The 17,353-nt window shown below is 71.7% G+C and carries 15 protein-coding genes and 1 other RNA gene; 10 read left to right on the top strand and 6 right to left on the bottom strand.

Going from position 1 to position 17,353, the window contains the following annotated elements:
* Positions 1-15: 15 nt before the first annotated feature.
* Positions 16-1,521, bottom strand: a complete 1,506-nt coding sequence (locus tag K933_RS13650; RefSeq protein WP_023395330.1) for an FAD-binding oxidoreductase — start codon at positions 1,519-1,521, stop codon at positions 16-18.
* Positions 1,522-1,631: 110 nt separating this feature from the next.
* On the opposite strand from K933_RS13650, the gene K933_RS13655 reads away from it, so the two are divergent.
* Positions 1,632-2,018 (top strand): hypothetical protein, encoded by a 387-nt coding sequence (locus K933_RS13655; protein WP_023395331.1) that lies wholly within the window; start codon positions 1,632-1,634, stop codon positions 2,016-2,018.
* A gap of 138 nt (positions 2,019-2,156) precedes the next feature.
* Here the strand turns inward: K933_RS13655 and thsA are convergent, their stop codons facing one another.
* Positions 2,157-3,809: a thermosome subunit alpha gene (gene thsA, locus K933_RS13660; RefSeq protein WP_049947879.1), complete on the bottom strand. Its 1,653-nt coding sequence runs from the start codon at positions 3,807-3,809 to the stop codon at positions 2,157-2,159.
* A gap of 282 nt (positions 3,810-4,091) precedes the next feature.
* On the opposite strand from thsA, the gene K933_RS13665 reads away from it, so the two are divergent.
* Positions 4,092-5,132: an FAD-binding oxidoreductase gene (locus K933_RS13665; protein ID WP_023395333.1), complete on the top strand. Its 1,041-nt coding sequence runs from the start codon at positions 4,092-4,094 to the stop codon at positions 5,130-5,132.
* A gap of 95 nt (positions 5,133-5,227) precedes the next feature.
* On the opposite strand, the gene K933_RS13670 is transcribed toward K933_RS13665, so the two are convergent.
* A complete protein-coding gene (locus K933_RS13670; RefSeq protein WP_023395334.1) occupies positions 5,228-5,785 on the bottom strand; it encodes a KH domain-containing protein in 558 nt (185 codons plus the stop codon).
* 302 nt (positions 5,786-6,087) lie between these two features.
* On the opposite strand from K933_RS13670, the gene K933_RS13675 reads away from it, so the two are divergent.
* Positions 6,088-6,501 carry an EamA family transporter gene (locus tag K933_RS13675; protein ID WP_023395335.1) on the top strand — a complete coding sequence of 138 codons (414 nt, stop codon included), beginning with the start codon at positions 6,088-6,090 and terminating at the stop codon, positions 6,499-6,501.
* Between the two features lie 149 nt (positions 6,502-6,650).
* On the opposite strand, the gene K933_RS13680 is transcribed toward K933_RS13675, so the two are convergent.
* On the bottom strand, positions 6,651-7,253 hold the full coding sequence (locus tag K933_RS13680) for a TIGR00296 family protein (RefSeq protein ID WP_023395336.1): 603 nt from the start codon (positions 7,251-7,253) through the stop codon (positions 6,651-6,653).
* A gap of 183 nt (positions 7,254-7,436) precedes the next feature.
* Here K933_RS13680 and rnpB point away from each other — a divergent pair.
* The 6 genes from rnpB to K933_RS13705 all read left to right on the top strand — a co-directional run bounded on the left by rnpB (position 7,437) and on the right by K933_RS13705 (position 14,388).
* Positions 7,437-7,784, top strand: an RNA gene (rnpB, locus tag K933_RS13725) — RNase P RNA component.
* A gap of 134 nt (positions 7,785-7,918) precedes the next feature.
* The gene (locus K933_RS13685; RefSeq protein ID WP_049947880.1) at positions 7,919-8,947 is read left to right on the top strand and encodes a matrixin family metalloprotease; all 1,029 of its coding nucleotides are present in this window, start codon (positions 7,919-7,921) and stop codon (positions 8,945-8,947) included.
* Between the two features lie 129 nt (positions 8,948-9,076).
* Positions 9,077-9,352, top strand: a complete 276-nt coding sequence (locus tag K933_RS13690; RefSeq protein ID WP_394295680.1) for a hypothetical protein — start codon at positions 9,077-9,079, stop codon at positions 9,350-9,352.
* A gap of 158 nt (positions 9,353-9,510) precedes the next feature.
* Positions 9,511-10,422, top strand: coding sequence for an MBL fold metallo-hydrolase (locus K933_RS13695; protein ID WP_023395339.1), 912 nt, complete (start codon positions 9,511-9,513; stop codon positions 10,420-10,422).
* A 79-nt stretch (positions 10,423-10,501) separates the two neighbouring features.
* Positions 10,502-12,442 (top strand): AMP-dependent synthetase/ligase, encoded by a 1,941-nt coding sequence (locus K933_RS13700; RefSeq protein ID WP_023395340.1) that lies wholly within the window; start codon positions 10,502-10,504, stop codon positions 12,440-12,442.
* Between the two features lie 80 nt (positions 12,443-12,522).
* The gene (locus K933_RS13705) at positions 12,523-14,388 is read left to right on the top strand and encodes a cation:proton antiporter domain-containing protein (RefSeq protein WP_023395341.1); all 1,866 of its coding nucleotides are present in this window, start codon (positions 12,523-12,525) and stop codon (positions 14,386-14,388) included.
* A 67-nt stretch (positions 14,389-14,455) separates the two neighbouring features.
* Here the strand turns inward: K933_RS13705 and K933_RS13710 are convergent, their stop codons facing one another.
* The gene (locus tag K933_RS13710) at positions 14,456-15,220 is read right to left on the bottom strand and encodes a hypothetical protein (protein WP_023395342.1); all 765 of its coding nucleotides are present in this window, start codon (positions 15,218-15,220) and stop codon (positions 14,456-14,458) included.
* Between the two features lie 47 nt (positions 15,221-15,267).
* Positions 15,268-15,888 carry a hypothetical protein gene (locus tag K933_RS13715; RefSeq protein WP_023395343.1) on the bottom strand — a complete coding sequence of 207 codons (621 nt, stop codon included), beginning with the start codon at positions 15,886-15,888 and terminating at the stop codon, positions 15,268-15,270.
* Between the two features lie 87 nt (positions 15,889-15,975).
* Here K933_RS13715 and K933_RS13720 point away from each other — a divergent pair, with 87 nt between their 5' ends.
* A complete protein-coding gene (locus tag K933_RS13720; RefSeq protein ID WP_023395344.1) occupies positions 15,976-17,274 on the top strand; it encodes an MBL fold metallo-hydrolase in 1,299 nt (432 codons plus the stop codon).
* Positions 17,275-17,353: the final 79 nt, after the last annotated feature.

The raw sequence follows: 17,353 nt of genomic DNA on the forward strand, positions 1-17,353 counted from the left end.
GCCGTCGACCGCGGACTACCGGGGTCGCGGGTCGAGACGCCCGCTCGGCCCGAACACGTTCTCGGGGTCGCGGTCGGTCTTCACGTCGCGGAGCCAGCCGTAGTTGTCGAGGTACAGCGCCCGCGCCGCGTCGTCGCCGGTGCCGCTCCCCGGGAAGTTGGGGAGGACGCCGCTCCCCCCCGACTCGCGGACCGCGGCGACGCTCTCGCGCGCCCACGCGACGTGGCGGTCGTCGGCCGCGGGGTCGCTCCACGCCGCCTCGAAGTTGAGGACGTAGTTCGCGTCCCGCCGCGGGAACGCGGTCTCGTCGGGCGACAGGTCCGCCACCGCGCCGCCGAGCGGCCAGACGACGACGGTGGAGCGGTCGCTCGGGAGCGCGCGCGAGCGCTCGAGTACGAGGTCCACGAGGCCGTCGGTCAGGCGGTCGACCGCGAGCGACTTCCAGTAGTGGCGCTCGCCCGCGCCGCCCTCGTCGGCGAGGTACGACTGGAGTTCGGGGTACGGCACCGTCGCGGCGTGGTCGTACAGCGGGTCGACCGACCCCAGGTTCCGATACGGTCGGAGGCGCGCGCGCCCGCGGTCGGCGTCGCCCGCGTACGCGCCGAGGACGCAGACCGCGAGGTCGCCCGCGGCGTCGGCCGGGAAGGCGGAGTCGGGGTCGTCGGGAACGCGCGCGACGTACGGCGAGACGTTCGTCTCGCGGTCGGCGTCGGCGGTGAGCGCGCGGTACTCCCGTAACACGTCGCCGGCGGCCGCGAACGGGTACCAGGTGTCACACATCGCGAGCGGACCCGGCAGGGAAACGAGGTCGAACTCCAACTCGACGGCGGCGCCGAAGTTGCCGCCGCCGCCGCGGAGCGCGCGGAACAGGTCGGGGTTCCGGTCGGCGGCCGCGGTGACCCGGTCGCCGTCGGCGGTCACGAGGTCGACCCGGCGGAGGCGGTCGCAGGCGAGACCGTACCCGCGGGTGAGATAGCCCGTCCCGCCGCCGAGCGTCAGGCCCGCCACGCCCGTATCGGGGTCGACGCCGCCCGGCGTGGCGAGACCGAACTCGTCCGCCGCGGCGTCGAGGTCACCCCACGTCGCTCCCGGGCCGACGACCGCGGTTCGGTCGTCCGGGTCGACCGCGACCCGGTCCAGCCGCGAGCAGTCGAGGACGAGGGCGCCGTCGGCGACGGAGGTGCCGGCGACCGAGTGGCCGCCCGCCCGGAGCGCGACGCCCAGTCCCGTCTCGCGGGCGGCCGCCACGACCCGCATCACGTCGCGAGCGTCGCCCGCGTACGCGACCGCCGCGGGGTGGCGGTCGACCGTCCCGTTCCACACCCGGCGGGCGTCGTCGTAGTCGTCGGCGGTAGGGCGGACGAGCGGACCCGCGACGACCGGCCGCCACGACCCGTCGTCGGCCGGCGTCCCGCCGTCGAGGTCGGCCGCGAGGCGGTCGAGCGCGGCGGCGTGGTCGGCCGCGACCGCCGTCGCGTCCGCCCGGTCGAACTCGGCTACGGACCGTGATGAGTCGCTCATACCAGCCGGTGTCGTCGCGGGGGCAAAGCGGCGACGGTCGCGGATCCGGAGGGAGGGTCGGGGCGGAGGAAAGGGGAAGGGGTTTGCCCGCGCCGCCCGCAGGCGGGGACGTGAACCGACGCCGCGCGCGCTACCTCGGGTACGCCCGCGACGCCGTCGCCTACCCGGCGGTCGGGGTCTGCGCCGCCGCCGGCGTCGGCTGGGCCGTGGGCGTCGGTCCCGGCGTCGGCGTCCTCGCGGCGTCGACGCTGGCGGCCGGCGTGCTCACCGTCGCGTTCCTCACCGGCGGGAGCCGCGGCGCGACGGGCGGGCGGGTCGGGGGCGAGCGGGGATCGGGAACCGAGCGACGGAGCGGACCCGAGGTGCGCGCGGCGCTCTCCGACGAGACGCCCGCCCCCGGCGCGGGACGGCGGGCGCGGCTGCTCGCGTTCGTCGCGGGGCTGTTCGTCCAGTCGGCCCTCGTGGTGCTGTGGCTCGGCGGACTGTTCGGCGGCTGAACGGTCGGGTCGGCGCCGCCGCTCGCCGGTCGTCGGACTTCGTAAAAAACGCGAGTTCTCGGAGGCTCGCGGACGTTCGGATCGAGGCTGTGCGACGGGAGGTCGGTGTGGGTGGTGTGAGCTACGTCGTCGCCTGCTTCACATCGCGCCGCCCATGCCGCCCATGCCGCCCATGCCGCCCATGCCGCCGCCGCCGCCCGGCGGCATCTCCTCGTCGCCGCCGTCGTCGGAGCCGCCGCCCTTGAGGTCGCCCGCGGCGATGACGTCGTCGATGCGGAGGATCATGACCGCCGCCTCGGTGGCCGACTCGATGGCCTGCGTCTTCACGCGGAGCGGTTCGACGACACCCTCGCTCTCCATGTCGATGATGTCGCCGGTGTACGCGTCGAGACCGGCGCCGAACGCGCCGCCGTCGTGCTGCGAGCGCAGGTCGACCAGCGAGTCGATCGGGTCGAGACCGGCGTTCTCGGCGAGCGTGCGCGGGATGACCTCCAGCGCGTCGGCGAACGCCTCGACCGCGAGCTGCTCGCGGCCGCCCACGGAGTCCGCGAAGTCGCGGAGTTCGAGCGCGAGTTCGGCCTCGGGCGCGCCGCCGCCGGGGAGCACCTGGCCGTCGTCGAGCGTCGTCCGCACGACGCCGAGCGAGTCGTCGACCGCGCGCTCGACCTCGTCGACGACGTGCTCGGTGCCGCCGCGGAGGATGAGCGTGACCGACTTGGCGTCCTCGACGTCCTCGACGAAGATGCGCTCGTCGCCGCCGATGTCCTTCTGGCCGACCGAGCCGGCGAAGCCGAGGTCGTCGCTCTCGATGTCGTCGAGGCTGGCGACCACGCGGGCGCCCGTCGAGCGGGCGAGCCGCTTGAGGTCGGAGTCCTTCGCGCGCCGCACCGCGAGGATGCCCTCCTGCGCGAGGTAGTGCTGGGCCATGTCGTCGATGCCGTCACCGACGAACACGACGTCCGCGCCCGCGTCCTTGAGCTGGTCGACCATCTGGCGGAGCTGCTTCTCCTCCTGGTCGAGGAACTGCTGGAGCTGGTCGGGGTCGGTGACGTTGACCTCGGCGTCGATCTCCGTCTCCTTGACCTCGAGGGCGCCGTCGTACAGCGCGACGTTGGCGTCCTCGACCATGTACGGCATGTTCTCGTTGACGCGCTCCTTGTCGACGATGACGCCCTCGACGAGTTCGGAGTTGCCGATGTTACCGCCGACGACCGTCTCGACGGAGACGTTGTCCGTGTCGATGCTGCCGTCGTCGTCGCGGACCGCGAGGACCGCGTCGACCACGAGCTCCGCGAGACGGTCGCGGGCGGACTCGGCGCCCTTGCCCGTCATCGCGGTGGAGGCGATCTTCTCGAGCGTGTCGCGGTCGTCCGCGGAGACGTCGATCGCCTTGTCTTCGAGGGTCTCTTTGGCCTTCTCGGCGGCCTGTCGGTACCCCTGAGCGATCGTCGTCGCGTGGACGTCGGAGTCGAGGAGTTCCTCGGCCTGGTCGAGGAGTTCCCCGGCGATGACGACGGCGGTCGTGGTGCCGTCGCCGACCTCGTCCTCCTGGGTCTCGCTGACCTCGACGATCATGTTGGCGGCGGGGTGGTCGATGTCCATCTCCTTCAGGATGGTGACGCCGTCGTTCGTGACGACGACTCCGCCCGAGGAGTCCACGAGCATCTTGTCCATCCCCTTCGGACCGAGCGTGGTCCGCACGGACTCGGCGACGGCCTTGCCGGCCGTGATGTTCATCGACTGCGCGTCCTTGCCGGACGTGCGCTGGCTCTCCTCCGAGAGTACGATCATGGGCTGATTGCCCATCCGCTGGCGTTGAGACATGACGGTCGGTGATTGTTCTCGGTTCTATAAAAACCTGTCGTAGCCGGAACGCGAGCGACCCGCACGCACCCGCTGTCGACTCGTGGCAACGTGTCCCACGGTGGTTTATATACAGGCCCGCCGGCCCGCTGTCCGACTGCCCACCTGCCCGAGCGTCCGAGCGTCCGGACGTTCGGCGGTCCCGGCCACGAGCGGCGCCGGTAGGGCCGGAAGAGTGACCCGTCGGTAGGCGCCTAGCGGACCGTACGAATGCCGGTTCGCGAACACAACTCCGCCCACGAGGCCGCGGAGGCGCTCCCGCTCGTCACCGACACCGCCGAGGTCACGGCGGTCGAACCGGTCGACCGCGACCGCACCGCCGAGGTCGAAGAACGCGCCGCGCTGCTGTTGATGGACGCCGACCACCCCGACCTGGTCTCGGACCCCGAGGGCGACCCCGCCGTCGACTGGGACGGGGTCAGACGCCTGCTGGAGGAGTCGCACGGGCTGCGCGCGGCGAAGCTCTCGACGCTCGCCGGCCGGCACGACCGGTCGTACCCCTCCTTGCTCCGGATCCGCTTCACCGTCGACGACCCCGACTTCGACTTCGTCCCCGGCCAGTACCTCACGGTCCGGTTCGCGGGCACCCCCCGGCCCTACTCGGTCGCGAGTTCGCCCAACGACGACGAGGTGGAACTGTGCATCCGGCGGGTACCCGGCGGGGACCTCACGACCGACCTGTTCGAGGACCTGTCGGTGGGCGACCAGTTGACCGTCCGCGGGCCGAACGGCGAGTTCGTCCCGAACGAACCCTCCGAGCGGGACGTGGCGATGCTCGCCACCGGCACCGGCGTCGCGCCGCTCCACAGCATGATCCGGTACGCGTTCGAGGAGGGCCGCGACACGGTCGACGGCGAGGAGCGCGACTACTGGCTGTTCCTCGGCGCCGGCTGGGAGGACGACCTGTCGTACCGCGACGCGTTCGAGTCGCTGGAGGCGGAACACGACAACTTCCACTTCGTCCCGACGCTCTCGCGGGAGACGCTGCTGTCGGGGTGGAAGGGGGAGACCGAGTACGTCCAGCGGACGTTCGTCAAGTACCTCGACGCCGACGCCGTCGACGACGACGACCTCGGGCGGTTCGCACAGTACCGACAGTCGGAGCCTGCGTACGACATCGACGCGCGGATCGACCCCGGGAACCTGGAGGTGTACGCCTGCGGCGTCACCGCGATGGTCAACGGGATCACCCGGACCGCAAAGCGGATCGGCGTCCCGGGCGAGCACATCGACGGCGAGGGGTTCGGGTAGCGGCGGGAGTCGAGCTCGGAAGTCGGCGCCGCGGCGCCGGACCGTCCGGGTCCGCCCCGAAAACGGAGGCGACCCGAGGGCGGGCGACGGGACGACTACCGGGTCTCGTCCGCGTTCGGCGGCGCGAGGTCGGGCGCGCCGTGGAGTTCGTTGTGTTTGCGTTCGAGGAAGCTGTACACCGCGCCGTGGGGCGCGCCGTCGAGGATCATCCCGGCCGCGCGCCGGACCGCGTCGACCTCCTCGGACTGGCCGATGATGCCCAGCGTCGACCCCTTGATCACGACTTCCGCGCCCGACAGCTCCTCCATGAGCTGTCGCGTCCGGCCGTTCTCGCCGATCAGCCGGCCCTTCTGCCGCTGGAGGTCGTTCTTGTTGCGCGTCTCGCTCGCCAGGTCGATCAGGTCGAACCGCCGGAGGTCGTGTTCGAGCAGCGACAGCGCCGACTCGGGGGTGAAGCCGCGACCGATCGCGCGGACGATGTCCGGCGCGACCATCCCGGCGACGGGGTCGCCCACGGTGTCGATGGCGACCGACCCGGACTCCGAGTCGATGTCGAGGCGCACGTCGGCGCGCTCCTCGATCTCGCGCATCGTCTCACCCCCTTCCCCGATGACCGCACCGATGCGGTCCTGCGGCACCTTCACGTGTTGCATGGTGTCCGATTCCCGCCGGACAGTTTTAAGCGTTCCCTCGGAACGCGCGCGCCATCGCGTCACAGCCCCGCACGGAGGCGTTCGCGCTCGTCGCCGCGGAGGCGGTACGGCGCCGCCGCGGGCGGGACCCGCCGCTCCCGGGGGGGGGCGCGCCACGGCCACCCGGGAGCGGACGACATCGACGACGGCTACGCGGCGGACGGGAAAAACGCTACCCCGAGCGTGGGCCTCGGTACCACCCCACTTCGATGACCGTTCGCCGCTACCGCAACCCCCCTGGGTCCGACTCCCCAAGCCGGTGCATGAACTACCTCGGTTGGGCGCTGGTCGCGCTCGTCGGCTACTCGGTGTTCACCCCGCTCGCCAGCGTCGCGACGAACCACCTCCCGAGCAACGTCGTCGCCCTCGGCGCGAACACGATGCTCGCCGTCACGGCGCTCGCGGTGACTCTCGTCCGCGGCGACGACGTGGTCGGCGGTCTCACCGGCGAGTACGCGGTGTACGTCGCGGGCGCGGGCGTCGCCCTCTCGGTCGGCATCCTCGCGTACTACCGCGCGCTCGCGACCGGCCCGGTCAGCGTCGTCACGCCGGTGTACGGCTCGTTTCTCGTGTTCAGTTCGCTCTTGAGCGTCGCCTTCCTCGACGAGTCGCTGTCGGCGACGAAGGTGGTCGGTATCGGGCTGACGGTCCTCGGCGTCTTCCTCGTCGCGCGGTAGGCGGTCGAACGGGACGCACCGCCCGGCGTCGGCGGTCACCGCGCTCGCGGAACCGGCCGGCGACGGCCGCCGCGCCGCCGGCGGACGCTCCGCTGGTCGCCGCGGAACCGCGCGAGAACCCGTCGCTCGCCGTCGGTCCGACCCGCCGCTCAGACCTGCTCGACGCTACCGCCGTCGGCGCGCTCGCGGAACACCTGGCCGTCGATGAGCGTCACCATGGTGTCGTCGTCCTGCCAGGCGGTCGGCGAGAGCTTCGCCTTCCGGCAGACCCGCGAGAGGAACTGCTCTTTGCTCCAGCCGTTCTCGACCGGGATGGTCGGGTAGAGCCAGCCGTGGTTGCCGGCGTTGTCGATGGCGACCCCGTGCCGGCCGAGTTCCAGGTCGGCGGCGGGGTCGGCGGTCAGCGTGACCTCCGAGACGATACAGACCGACACCGTGATCGAGTCGAGTTCCTTCCGTTCGACCTCCGAGCCGCCGGTGTCGGCGGAGGCGGCCTTGATCGCGGCGTCGACGATGGCGTGACCGAGCTGGTCCGACCCCTGGTACGACCCCGCACAGCCGCGCATCCGGCCGCGTCCGCGGGTCGACTGGAGTCTCACGAACGCCCCCGTCCGAGCGTAGAAGGCGTCGCGCATGCTACCGGGCTGTTCTCGTTGACCGTGCATGACGTACGATTCGACCGCTTCCCGGGCGAGTTCGACCGCACGGGCCCCGTCGTCGTACGTCAGTCGCACGGCCTGTGCCTCGGACATATAGACGTACCAACGTCCGCCGAAACTTCAACCCTTCCCTCGGCGTTAGGGACCGTGATGATCCGAATCTCGCGGGGACCGACCGGGGTAGCCGGGCGGTGACGCCCCGTGGCGGGCGGGTGGCGAGCCACGGCCGCCGGTCCGGGGCGAACCGCTTAACCCGTCGACCGGCGTAGCGGGACCGGCAGAGGGAGCCCGACCCCCGTGCCCCCGACCGACAGCGACGGGGCATGAGGAAAGTCCCCCCACCGAACCGGACGGGCGACCGGACGCAAGTCCGGGGTCGGAGACGGCCGGCTCTGGAACAGAAACGAGACCGCCCGGCGCGACCGATGAGGCGTGCGAACCGACCCGCGAGGGGAGGGAGCTAACCCGCCGAGGGTCGACCGCCGGGGACGGGTGGAACGGCGAATCCTCGCCGGTGCAAGTCCGCGCCAGGGGGCGGCGCACGCCCCCGAAGGTAGTCCGGGGACGGCGCGGACGCTCAGCCGAATGTCGGGCCGAACCGAAGGGGGCTTACTCCCCTCAGCCGCTCACCCCCGCGAGCGGCCGCGCTCGCGACGACGGGCCGCGACCTCCACTGACGCCTCTTGATACACGCCGAATATCGGTACTGATTCTCTAGACAGCAGCGTTTTCATACCGGTTGGCTAGATTCGAGTCGAATGAGCCGTTCCCGGGCGCTCGCAGCCGTCCTCGCCCTCCTGCTGGTGACAGCCGGGTGTGTCGCCACCCGCGCACCGGCGGAACTGGGGACCGCGACGGCGACCGAGCCGACCGGGAACGCGACGGCGACGGCGGCGCCCGACGTGCCCGTGCCCGACCGGCCGAGTCCGTGGGGCGAGCGGAGCCTCACCGTGGCCGTCGAGACGCCCGGGACGGACGCGAACATGACGCCGGCGGTACGGGAGGCGGCGTCGTTCTGGTCGGAGAACGCCGAGCCGTACGTCGGCTACGCCGCCGACCTCCGCGTCGACCCCGACGCGGACGACCCCGACATCGTCGTCCGGTTCGTCGGCGCCATCGAGTCGTGCGCCGGCACGAAACACGCGGTCGGCTGTGCGCCCATCGCCGCCGACCGGGTGCGGCGCCCCGCGACCGTCAAGATACGCGCCGGTCTCGACGAGGACTCGACCGTGCGCGTGCTGAAACACGAGTTGGGCCACGCGCTCGGTCTCCGTCACGGCGACGCGCCGCTGGACGTGATGCAGCCCGAGATGGCCGTCGCCACCACGCCGAAACCGAACGCGACCGAGCGCGCGTACCCCTGGGCGAACCGGACGCTCGCCGTCTACGTCGACACGAGCGGGACCGCTGAGGCCGAGGCGACGGACGCGGCGGTCGACCGCGCGCTCCGCTACGTCGAGGCGGCCGACGAACTCCCGTCGGTGTCGTTCCGCCGCATCGACGACGAGGCCGACGCGGACGTGGTGGTCCGCGTCCGCGACGACCCCGACCCCGACGGCTGTTCGTGCTTCCGGCTCCGCGGCCCGGACCCCGACCGCGACGGCGCGCCCGAGAAGTACCGCCGGCTCACGATCAGCCTCCAGGACGCCTCGACCGACACCGTCGCGTGGCGCGTCGGTGACTGGCTCTCGTACGCGCTCGGGACGGAGACCCGCGCCGACCGCCCCGCCCCGTTCCGGCAGGCGACGCCCGCCGCCCTCCCCGACGTGTCCGAATCGGACGCCTGAACCCGCTCGACGGCCGGTTTCGCTCTCCCCGGCGCCCGCGTCGGACGGCGGTCGTGCGAACGTCCGACACGGAGCCGGCGAACTAAAAAGCGTGGAGTGCGAAAGGGTCACGTGGACAGTCGAGAACTGATGGCGGCGCTCGAACGCGAGTTCGGCGGCGACGACTCCGACCGCCGGGTGATCACGCGACAGGCGAGGGACCTCGCCGACTCCGGCAAGGTGGAGGCGGACCGCGAACACGAACTCTCGGTCGAGGACGTCATCGAGAACATGGCCGACGCGCCCGACGACTACGACCCCATCGAACGGTGGAACTGGTGGCTCGGCTCGCTCGAGACCGCCTACGGCGGCTACGACCGATTCACCATCCGGTTCGTCCAGGACGGCCCGGACGTGAACGCGTAGTCGGGCGACGGCCGCACCCCGCGTCCGCCGTCCGCCCTCCGCCCGGTCCCCGATGTGGTCGCCCCGCCGAACACCTCCGGTTCGGGTCGAACCCGGACCCGAACCCGAACCCGAACGCCCGTGAGAACGCTTTTGGAGCGACGCGCCGGTCTCCGGGTATGGACCCCGGCGACGTCGAACCGGTCCCGGAGTGTACCGACCTCTACTACGTCGACCTCGGCCTGTACGACACCGCCGGCTACGGCTCCGTCTACGTCGTCGACGCCGACCGTCCCGCGGTGGTCGACACCGGTCTCGGGACGAACCGCGAGTACCTCACCGACGCCCTCGACGACCTGGGCGTCCGACCCGCGGCCGTCCTCCTGACGCACGTCCACCTCGACCACGCGGGCGGCGCGGGTTTCCTCGCCGAGGAGTTCCCGAACGCCGAGGTGTACGTCCACGAGGCGGGCGCGCCCCACCTGGTCGACCCCGCACAACTGGTCGAGGGCACCAAGCGCGCCGTCGGCGACCAGTGGCGCCACTACGTCGACCCGAAACCGATTCCCGAGAGTCGGGTCGAGAGCCTCGTCGACGGCGACTCGGTCGACCTCGGCGACCGCACGGTCGACGTCCACGCCGCGCCGGGTCACGCCCCCCACCAGGTGGTGTACCACGACCGGGGGGACGACGTCGTGTTCACGGGCGACGCCGCGGGGCTCTACGTCCCGAGGTACGACCTGATCCACCAGACGTCGCCGCCCGCGCGGTTCGACCTCCACGGCTGCAACGAGGACGTGGACACGATCCGCGAGTTGGACCCGCGGGTGCTCTGTTTCGGCCACTTCGGTCCCCGGGAGTTCGACGACGACCTGCTCGCGGGCTACAAGCGCACGCTGGTCGAGTGGGTGGAGGCGGTCAAGCGGAGGCGCGCGGACCTCGACGACGCGGCGGTGCTCGACCACTTCGCCGCCAACGCGCCCGAACGGCTGATCGACGTCTGGGGCGAGGAGAAGGCCCGCGAGGAGGAGCGGCTGAACACCCGGGGGGTGCTCGCCTACCTCGACTACCTCGACCGCCAGGAGGAGTGACGCGGGGCGTCGAAAACAACGCCGAGCAACGTGTAACGGGTAGCTTGCGCTTTTATGCTCCGACCGTCTCCCGTACGCCATGGACTGGCGCGACGCCGAACGGGAGTACGACCCGGGGGTCACCCGGGAGTCGCTCGCGGCGACGTTCGACGCGGCCGCCCGGCGGCACGCCGACCGAGTCGCCCAGCGGTACAAGGGGGACGTGTACGACCGCTCGCTCGTCGCCGGCGGCGTTCTCGACGCCGCGCCCGACGGCGACTACGCGGACGTGACGTACGGCCGAATGCGGGGGGTCGTCCGCCGCCTCTCGGCGGGTTTCCGCGAGTTGGGCGTCGCCCCCGGCGACCGGGTGGGGCTGTTCTCGAACACCCGGATGGAGTGGGCGCACGCCGACTTCGCGGTGTTGGGCGCGGGCGCGGTGACGACCACCGTCTACACCTCCTCCTCCGAGCGGCAGGTCCGCCACCTGCTCGGCGACCCCGGGGCGACGGGCGTCGTCGTCGAGAACCGCGACTTACTCGACCGGGTGTTCGCCGTCGAGGACGACCTCGATTTGGAGTTCGTCGTCCTGGTCGACGGCGACCCCCACGACCGCGACGACGTGTACACGCTCGCGGAACTGTACGACCTGGGCGCGTCCGCGGGCGCCGACCCCGACGCGGACGCCGACGACTGGGTGGTCGACCGCGACCGCACGGACCTCGCGAGCCTCATCTACACCTCCGGCACGACCGGGACGCCGAAGGGGGCGGAACTCACCCACGGCAACTTCCTCGCGAACGTCGACCAGTGTCTCAGGCGGTTCGGCGACCGCCCCGACAAGGCGGCGCGGGAGACGCCGGTCATCGACGAGTCGACCACCGCACTGTCGTTTCTCCCCCTCGCACACGTGTTCGAGCGGCTGGCGGGTCACTTCATGCTGTTCGCGGCGGGGGCGACCGTCGCGTACGCCGAGTCGCCCAACACGCTCCGGGAGGACTTCGGGCTGGTCCGCCCGACGACGGCGACGAGCGTCCCCCGGGTGTACGAGAAACTGTACGACGCCATCCGCGAGCAGGCGGGCGGCTCGCGGCTCACGAAGCGGGTGTTCGAGTGGGCGACCGACGTGGGCCGCGAACACTACCGGGCGGACGACCCCTCGCCGTCGCTGCGCGCGCGCTACGCGCTCGCGGACCGTCTGGTCTTCTCGTCGGTGAAGGAGGCGCTCGGCGGCGAGATAGCGTTCTTCATCTCCGGCGGCGGGTCGCTGTCGGCGGACCTGTGTGAACTGTACCAGGCGATGGGCGTTCCCATCCTCGAAGGCTACGGGCTGACCGAGACGTCGCCCGTCCTCGCGGTCAACCCGCCCGAGGAGCCGAAGGTCGGCACCATCGGCCCGCCGGTCGTCGGCGTCGACGTGCGAGTCGACTCGACGGTCGCGGGCGACCCCGACGACGCGGCGGGTGAAGTCGGGGAACTGCTCGTGAAGGGACCGAACGTGTTCCGGGGCTACCGCAACCTCCCGGCGGAGACGGACGCCGCCTTCGACGACGACGGCTGGTTCCGGACGGGCGACGTCGTGGAACTTCGCCCGGACGGCTACGTCGCGTTCCGCGAACGGGCCAAGCAGTTGCTGAAGCTCTCGACGGGTAAGTACGTCCCCCCGGGTGCCATCGAGGACGCGTTCGCGGACTCGGAGTACGTCGAGCAGGCGATAGTGCTCGGCGACGCCCGGAAGTTCGTGAGCGCGCTCGTCGTCCCGAAGTTCCCCGCCGTCGAGGCGTGGGCCGACCGCGAGGGGTACGACCTCCCCGACGACCGGCGCGCGCGCTGTCGCGACGACCGGGTGCGCGAACTGGTCCAGCGGGAGATCGACCGCGTGAACGCCGGCTTCGAGGAACACGAGCGGATCAAGCAGTTCCGAGTCGTCCCGGAGGAGTTCACCGAGGAAAACGGACTGTTGACACCCACGATGAAAAAGAAGCGCCGAAATATTCTCGATCGCTACGCCGACGAGGTAGAGATGTTTTACGAACCCTGAATTCTTCGTGTACCGAACCGGAGTAGCCGGACTTTTATCGGTTCCCGACGCAGGCCCGGGCATGGAGGCTACGGTCCCCGATGGCAGCGGGTGCGGGTGAGCTGATAGCGCTCGTCGCCGCCATCCTCGGCGTCGGCGTGACAGCTCAGGTGCTCTCGGACCGGTTTCAGGTCCCGAGTATCATCTTCCTGATCACCGCGGGGATTCTCCTCGGACCGGAGGTGCTCGGCGTCATCACCGCCGAGACGTTCGGCGCGACCGGGCTGTCGACCATCGTCGGCCTCTCCGTCGCGATCATCGTCTTCGAGGGGGCGTTCCACCTCCGCGCCGACCGGATACGCGAGGCGCCGACCGCGACGCTCAAACTCGTCACCGTCGGCGCCGCCATCGCGTTCGTCGGCACGACCGCGGTCGTCTACTACGCGCTCGGCGTCGACTGGTTCGTCGCCGGACTGATCGGCGCGCTCCTCGTCGCCACCGGGCCGACGGTGATCGCGCCCATCCTCGAAGTCGTCCCCGCCCGCGACCGGGTGGAGGCGGCGCTGGAGACCGAAGGGATCGTCAACGACGTGACCGCCGCGATCATGGCGGTCGTCATCTACGAGGCGATCATCACCGGGACGCGCGCCCCGGGCGCGCTGTTGACGCTGTTCGTCGAACGGCTCGGCACGGGCGTCGTCGTCGGCATCGCCGTCGCGGCGCTCGTCTACTACGGTCTCCGGTACGTCGACCTCTCGCCCGGGAACGCCCCCCAGAACGCCCGCCTGCTCGTACTCGCGGGCGCGCTGGTCTCGTACGGCGGCGCGGAGATCATCGTCCGCGAGGCGGGCATCGCGGCGTGTGCGACCGCGGGCATCATCCTGGGCAACGCCGACGTGCCCTACGAGGAGGACATCACGGACTTCAAGGGCGACGTGACGCTGCTCGTCCTCTCGTTCGTGTTCATCGCGCTCGCGGCGCTGCTCCAGTTCGAGGACCTCCTCGCGCTCGGACTCGGCGGAATCGCGGTCGTCGTCGCGGTGGTCTTCGTCATCCGTCCGGCTCTGGTGTTCGTCTCGGCTGTCGGCGACCGATTCACCAGAAACGAGAAGTTGTTCATGTCGTTCGTCGGCCCGCGCGGGATCATCCCCGCGTCCGTGGCGACGCTGTTCGCCGTCGAACTCACCAACGCGGGGATGTCCGAAGCGGCGGACGCCCTCGTGGGGACGGTGTTCCTCGTCATCCTAGTGACGGTCGTCCTCGAAGGCGGGTTCGCCCGCCGCATCGCGGAAGCGCTCGACGTCATACCCATGCGTGTAATCATCGTCGGAGGCGGGAAGGTGGGCCGCACGCTCGCCGAACGCCTCGAAGACCGCGGAGAGAACGTCGTCATCATCGAGAACGACGAGACACAGGTACAGACCGCCCGCAACGAGGGCCACACCGTCCACATCGGCGACGGGACGGACGTCGACGTGTTGCGCGCCGCCGGGGGGGAGAAGTCGCGGGTCGTCGTGGCCACGACCGGCGACGACGACTCCAACCTCCTGATCGCGCAGCTGTCGGACTCGTCGTTCGACCCCGAGACGATCCTCGCGCGGGTGAACAACCCGAACAACGTCGACGCGTTCGAGGAGCTCGGCGTCACCACCGTCTCGTCGGTGCTCGCCACCGCCCAGACGCTCGACGACTACATCGAGCGGCCCGCGCTCGCCAACTGGATGGGCCAGGTCGGCCGCACCGGCGACGTCCAGGAGGTGGAGGTCACCTCCGAGGAGATGGCGGGCCTGACCGTCCGCGACATCGGACCCGAACTCCCCGGCGGGAGCCTGATCGCGCTCGTCGCGCGCGACGGCGACGTCAACGTCCCCGACGCCGACTTCACGCTCCAGGTCGGCGACCGCGTCACCCTCATCGGGCAGCGGGAGGACGTTCGCTCGGCGATGGCGCAGTTCAACCCCGAGTAGCCGGAGGGTCGTCCGCCGGAGCACGCTCGGCTCTCCGGGCCGACGCGGGCGGCGCGAGCAGCGCGGCTCACGACCCCGGACAGCCGAGTTCGTACCGGTCGTCACCGGTCGGGTTCGGTACCGACACCGACACGGGCGCGCCGAACCCGCGGTAGTCGGTCGCGAGCCGCGCGTTCGCGCTCGCGCCGTCCGCGCGCACCTCGACGTCGACGACCGACCGCACGGGTCGGCCGTCGTCGGCGACCCACAGGCGGACGGTGACGTTCCGTACGCCCGACGTGGGCAGGTCGCTCGCGCCGCCGCGCTCGCTCGCCACCCCGCGGAGCGCCCGCGCCGACGGGTAGCCGACGATGACGCGGGCCTCGGTGCCGTCCACCGTCTCGGTCCCGTTCCAGTAGACGTTCGTCCGGTTCAACAGCGCCAGCTGTCGGCCGAGCGGGGTGTGGGTGCGCCACGACCGCTCGCGGTCGAGCGTCTCGACCGCCCAGCCGTCCCACGGCGGCGCACACTCGGTGTAGGCGGTGTAGCCGTCGACGACCGACCGGCGGCTCCGCCCCCCGGTCGTCGCGTTCGTGCCCAGCACCCGCCGGGCGAGCGAGACGTTCCCGGCCGCGCCGACCCGGACCGTCCGCGAGGCGGCGCCGTCGGCGGCGCTGACGCGTCCGTCAAGCTTGAAGCGGTAGCTCCCCGCCGTGGCGACGTACTCGCTCGCGTCGGCGCGGACGGCGACCGCGCGTTCGTCGCTCGGCGGGGCGCCCAGCCCCGGGACCGCGCCACAGCCGGCGAGCGCCGCGAGAACAACGAGGAGGGCGAGCGGGAGGGCAGGTCGCATCACCCACCGCTGTCGCGGCGAGCGGCATAAGTCCCGTCGTTCGGCTCTCAGCCGCGCCGGCGGAGGAGTTCGCCCGCGCCGAGCAGCCCCGCGGCCGCGGCGCCCAGCCCGAAGCCGGGACCGGTGGTGTTCGTCGCGCCGCCGTCGGAGGTGTCGGTCCGGGGCGCGCTCTGGTTCTCGGAGACGTCGCGGATGTCGGCCGACCCCACTTGCTCGAGTGCGACCTGCACCCGGTCGGAGTTGCACGACTGCTGGCCGGTGACGATGAACAGCCGGCCGAACTCGACGGCGTCGCTGCCGACGGACGCGAACATGATCGTGTCCGCCTGCGGCGTGTCGGGCGACGCGCGGTCGATGAGCGTGACGTCGTACGCGACGACGGCGTCGTCGCTCTCGACGAACTCGCAGCCGCTCACGTCGGCGGTCGAGGCCTCTTGGTTGATCCCTCCGACGTGGACGAACATCCCGGTGTAGTCGGAGTTGCCGAGCGTCGGCGCGTCCGCCGGGAACGCCCCCTCGTCGGTGATCGTATCCTCTTGGGCGCTCGCGGTGCCCGTCGTCGCCGCACCGACACCCAGTGCGCCCGCACTCACACCCGCGGCCGCGCGGAGGAACCCGCGTCGACCCGGCGACGGTTCGGCGTCGCTGTCTGCGCGTTCGGCGGTCACGGGGGCGATTGAGTCCGCTCACAGTTATGTGGTGTGGCCGACACCTCCGACCGACGGAGGCAAGCGGCCGCGGCGACGACGGGGGGTATGAACATCGAGTTCCTCGGCGGCGCGCGCGAGGTGGGACGGTCGGCGCTGCTCGTCGACGACTCGCTCCTCCTCGACTTCGGCTCGCTGGCCGAGAACCCGCCCCAGTACCCCGTGGGGTCGCCCGACCCCGACGCGGTGGTGGTGAGCCACGGCCACCTCGACCACGCCGGGGCGGTGCCCGCGCTCCTCTCGGGCCGGGACCCGCCGCCGGTCCACTGGACGCCGCCGACGCAGGAACTCGCGCTCACGCTCGCGCGCGACACGCTGAAACTCCACGGCGGCACCCTCCGGTGTCCGTTCACCGAGGCGGACGTGAAACGAGTCACCGAGGTGTCGGAGACGCACGGCTACCGCGAGTCGTTCGCGGCCGCCGGCTACGAGGTGACGTTCTACGACGCGGGCCACATCCCCGGGAGCGCGCACGTCCTCGTCGACGACGGCGACGCGCGACTGCTCTACACCGCGGACTTCCACACGGCGAACCAGCGGCTCGTCCCCGGAACGACCGCCCGTCCCGACGCGGACGCGGTGGTGTGTGAGAGCACCTACTCCGACGTGGCTCACGACCCCCGCGAGGAGGTGGAAGCGCGGTTCGCCCGCAGCGTCGAGGAGACGCTGTGGGAGGGCGGTACCGCCGTCGTCCCCGCGTTCGGTATCGGCCGCACCCAGGAGATGCTCATGGTGTGTGAGGCGTACGACATCCCGTGTTACGTCGACGGGATGGGGAAGGACGTGACGCGGATGCTCGCGAACTACCCCGCGTTCCTCCGCGACCCGGAGGCGTTCGCGCGCGCGAAGTCGCACGCCCGGTTCGTCACCGGCCGGAACGGCCAGCGGCGACGGATCGCCGAGCAGAACGCCGCCATCGTCACCACGAGCGGGATGCTCTCGGGCGGTCCCGCGATGACGTACATCCCCGAGATACGCGCGAACCCGACGAACAAGGTGGCGATGACCGGCTATCAGGTCGAGGGCACGCCCGGGCGGAGCCTGCTGGAGACCGGCCGCGCGGAGATAGACGGGCGCGTGATGCCCGTCAGCGCCCGCGTCGAACAGTACGACTTCTCCGCGCACGCCGACCGCGAGGGACTGCTCGACTTCCTCGACGCCTACCGCGACGCCGCGGTGCTCGTCAACCACGGCGACCGCTGTGGCGAGTTCGCGGCGAAACTCCGCGACGACGGCTACGACGCGTACGCGCCCGAACGGGGGGAGGCCGTGTCGGTGTCGGCGTCGACGCCGGCGGCCGGACCCGACCCCGGGGCGGGAACCGAACCCGGGACGGGGACGCGGTAGCGCGCCGTGTCCGACCCGGGCGACCCGGAGGCGGTGCTCGCGCGCCGCGAGCGCGCGGTGGCGGGGCGGGGACCCGCCG

Source organism: Candidatus Halobonum tyrrellensis G22 (assembly GCF_000495475.1).
GTDB classification, from domain to species: domain Archaea; phylum Halobacteriota; class Halobacteria; order Halobacteriales; family Haloferacaceae; genus Halobonum; species Halobonum tyrrellense.

Coding starts and splice junctions, on each gene's coding strand:
- K933_RS13650 (WP_023395330.1), bottom strand. CDS start 1,521: ATGAGCGACTCATCACGGTCCGTAGCCGAGTTCGACCGGGCGGACGCG.
- thsA (WP_049947879.1), bottom strand. CDS start 3,809: ATGATCGTACTCTCGGAGGAGAGCCAGCGCACGTCCGGCAAGGACGCG.
- K933_RS13665 (WP_023395333.1), top strand. CDS start 4,092: ATGCCGGTTCGCGAACACAACTCCGCCCACGAGGCCGCGGAGGCGCTC.
- K933_RS13670 (WP_023395334.1), bottom strand. CDS start 5,785: ATGCAACACGTGAAGGTGCCGCAGGACCGCATCGGTGCGGTCATCGGG.
- K933_RS13675 (WP_023395335.1), top strand. CDS start 6,088: ATGAACTACCTCGGTTGGGCGCTGGTCGCGCTCGTCGGCTACTCGGTG.
- K933_RS13680 (WP_023395336.1), bottom strand. CDS start 7,253: ATGTCCGAGGCACAGGCCGTGCGACTGACGTACGACGACGGGGCCCGT.
- K933_RS13685 (WP_049947880.1), top strand. CDS start 7,919: ATGAGCCGTTCCCGGGCGCTCGCAGCCGTCCTCGCCCTCCTGCTGGTG.
- K933_RS13690 (WP_394295680.1), top strand. CDS start 9,077: ATGGCGGCGCTCGAACGCGAGTTCGGCGGCGACGACTCCGACCGCCGG.
- K933_RS13695 (WP_023395339.1), top strand. CDS start 9,511: ATGGACCCCGGCGACGTCGAACCGGTCCCGGAGTGTACCGACCTCTAC.
- K933_RS13700 (WP_023395340.1), top strand. CDS start 10,502: ATGGACTGGCGCGACGCCGAACGGGAGTACGACCCGGGGGTCACCCGG.
- K933_RS13705 (WP_023395341.1), top strand. CDS start 12,523: ATGGCAGCGGGTGCGGGTGAGCTGATAGCGCTCGTCGCCGCCATCCTC.
- K933_RS13710 (WP_023395342.1), bottom strand. CDS start 15,220: ATGCGACCTGCCCTCCCGCTCGCCCTCCTCGTTGTTCTCGCGGCGCTC.
- K933_RS13720 (WP_023395344.1), top strand. CDS start 15,976: ATGAACATCGAGTTCCTCGGCGGCGCGCGCGAGGTGGGACGGTCGGCG.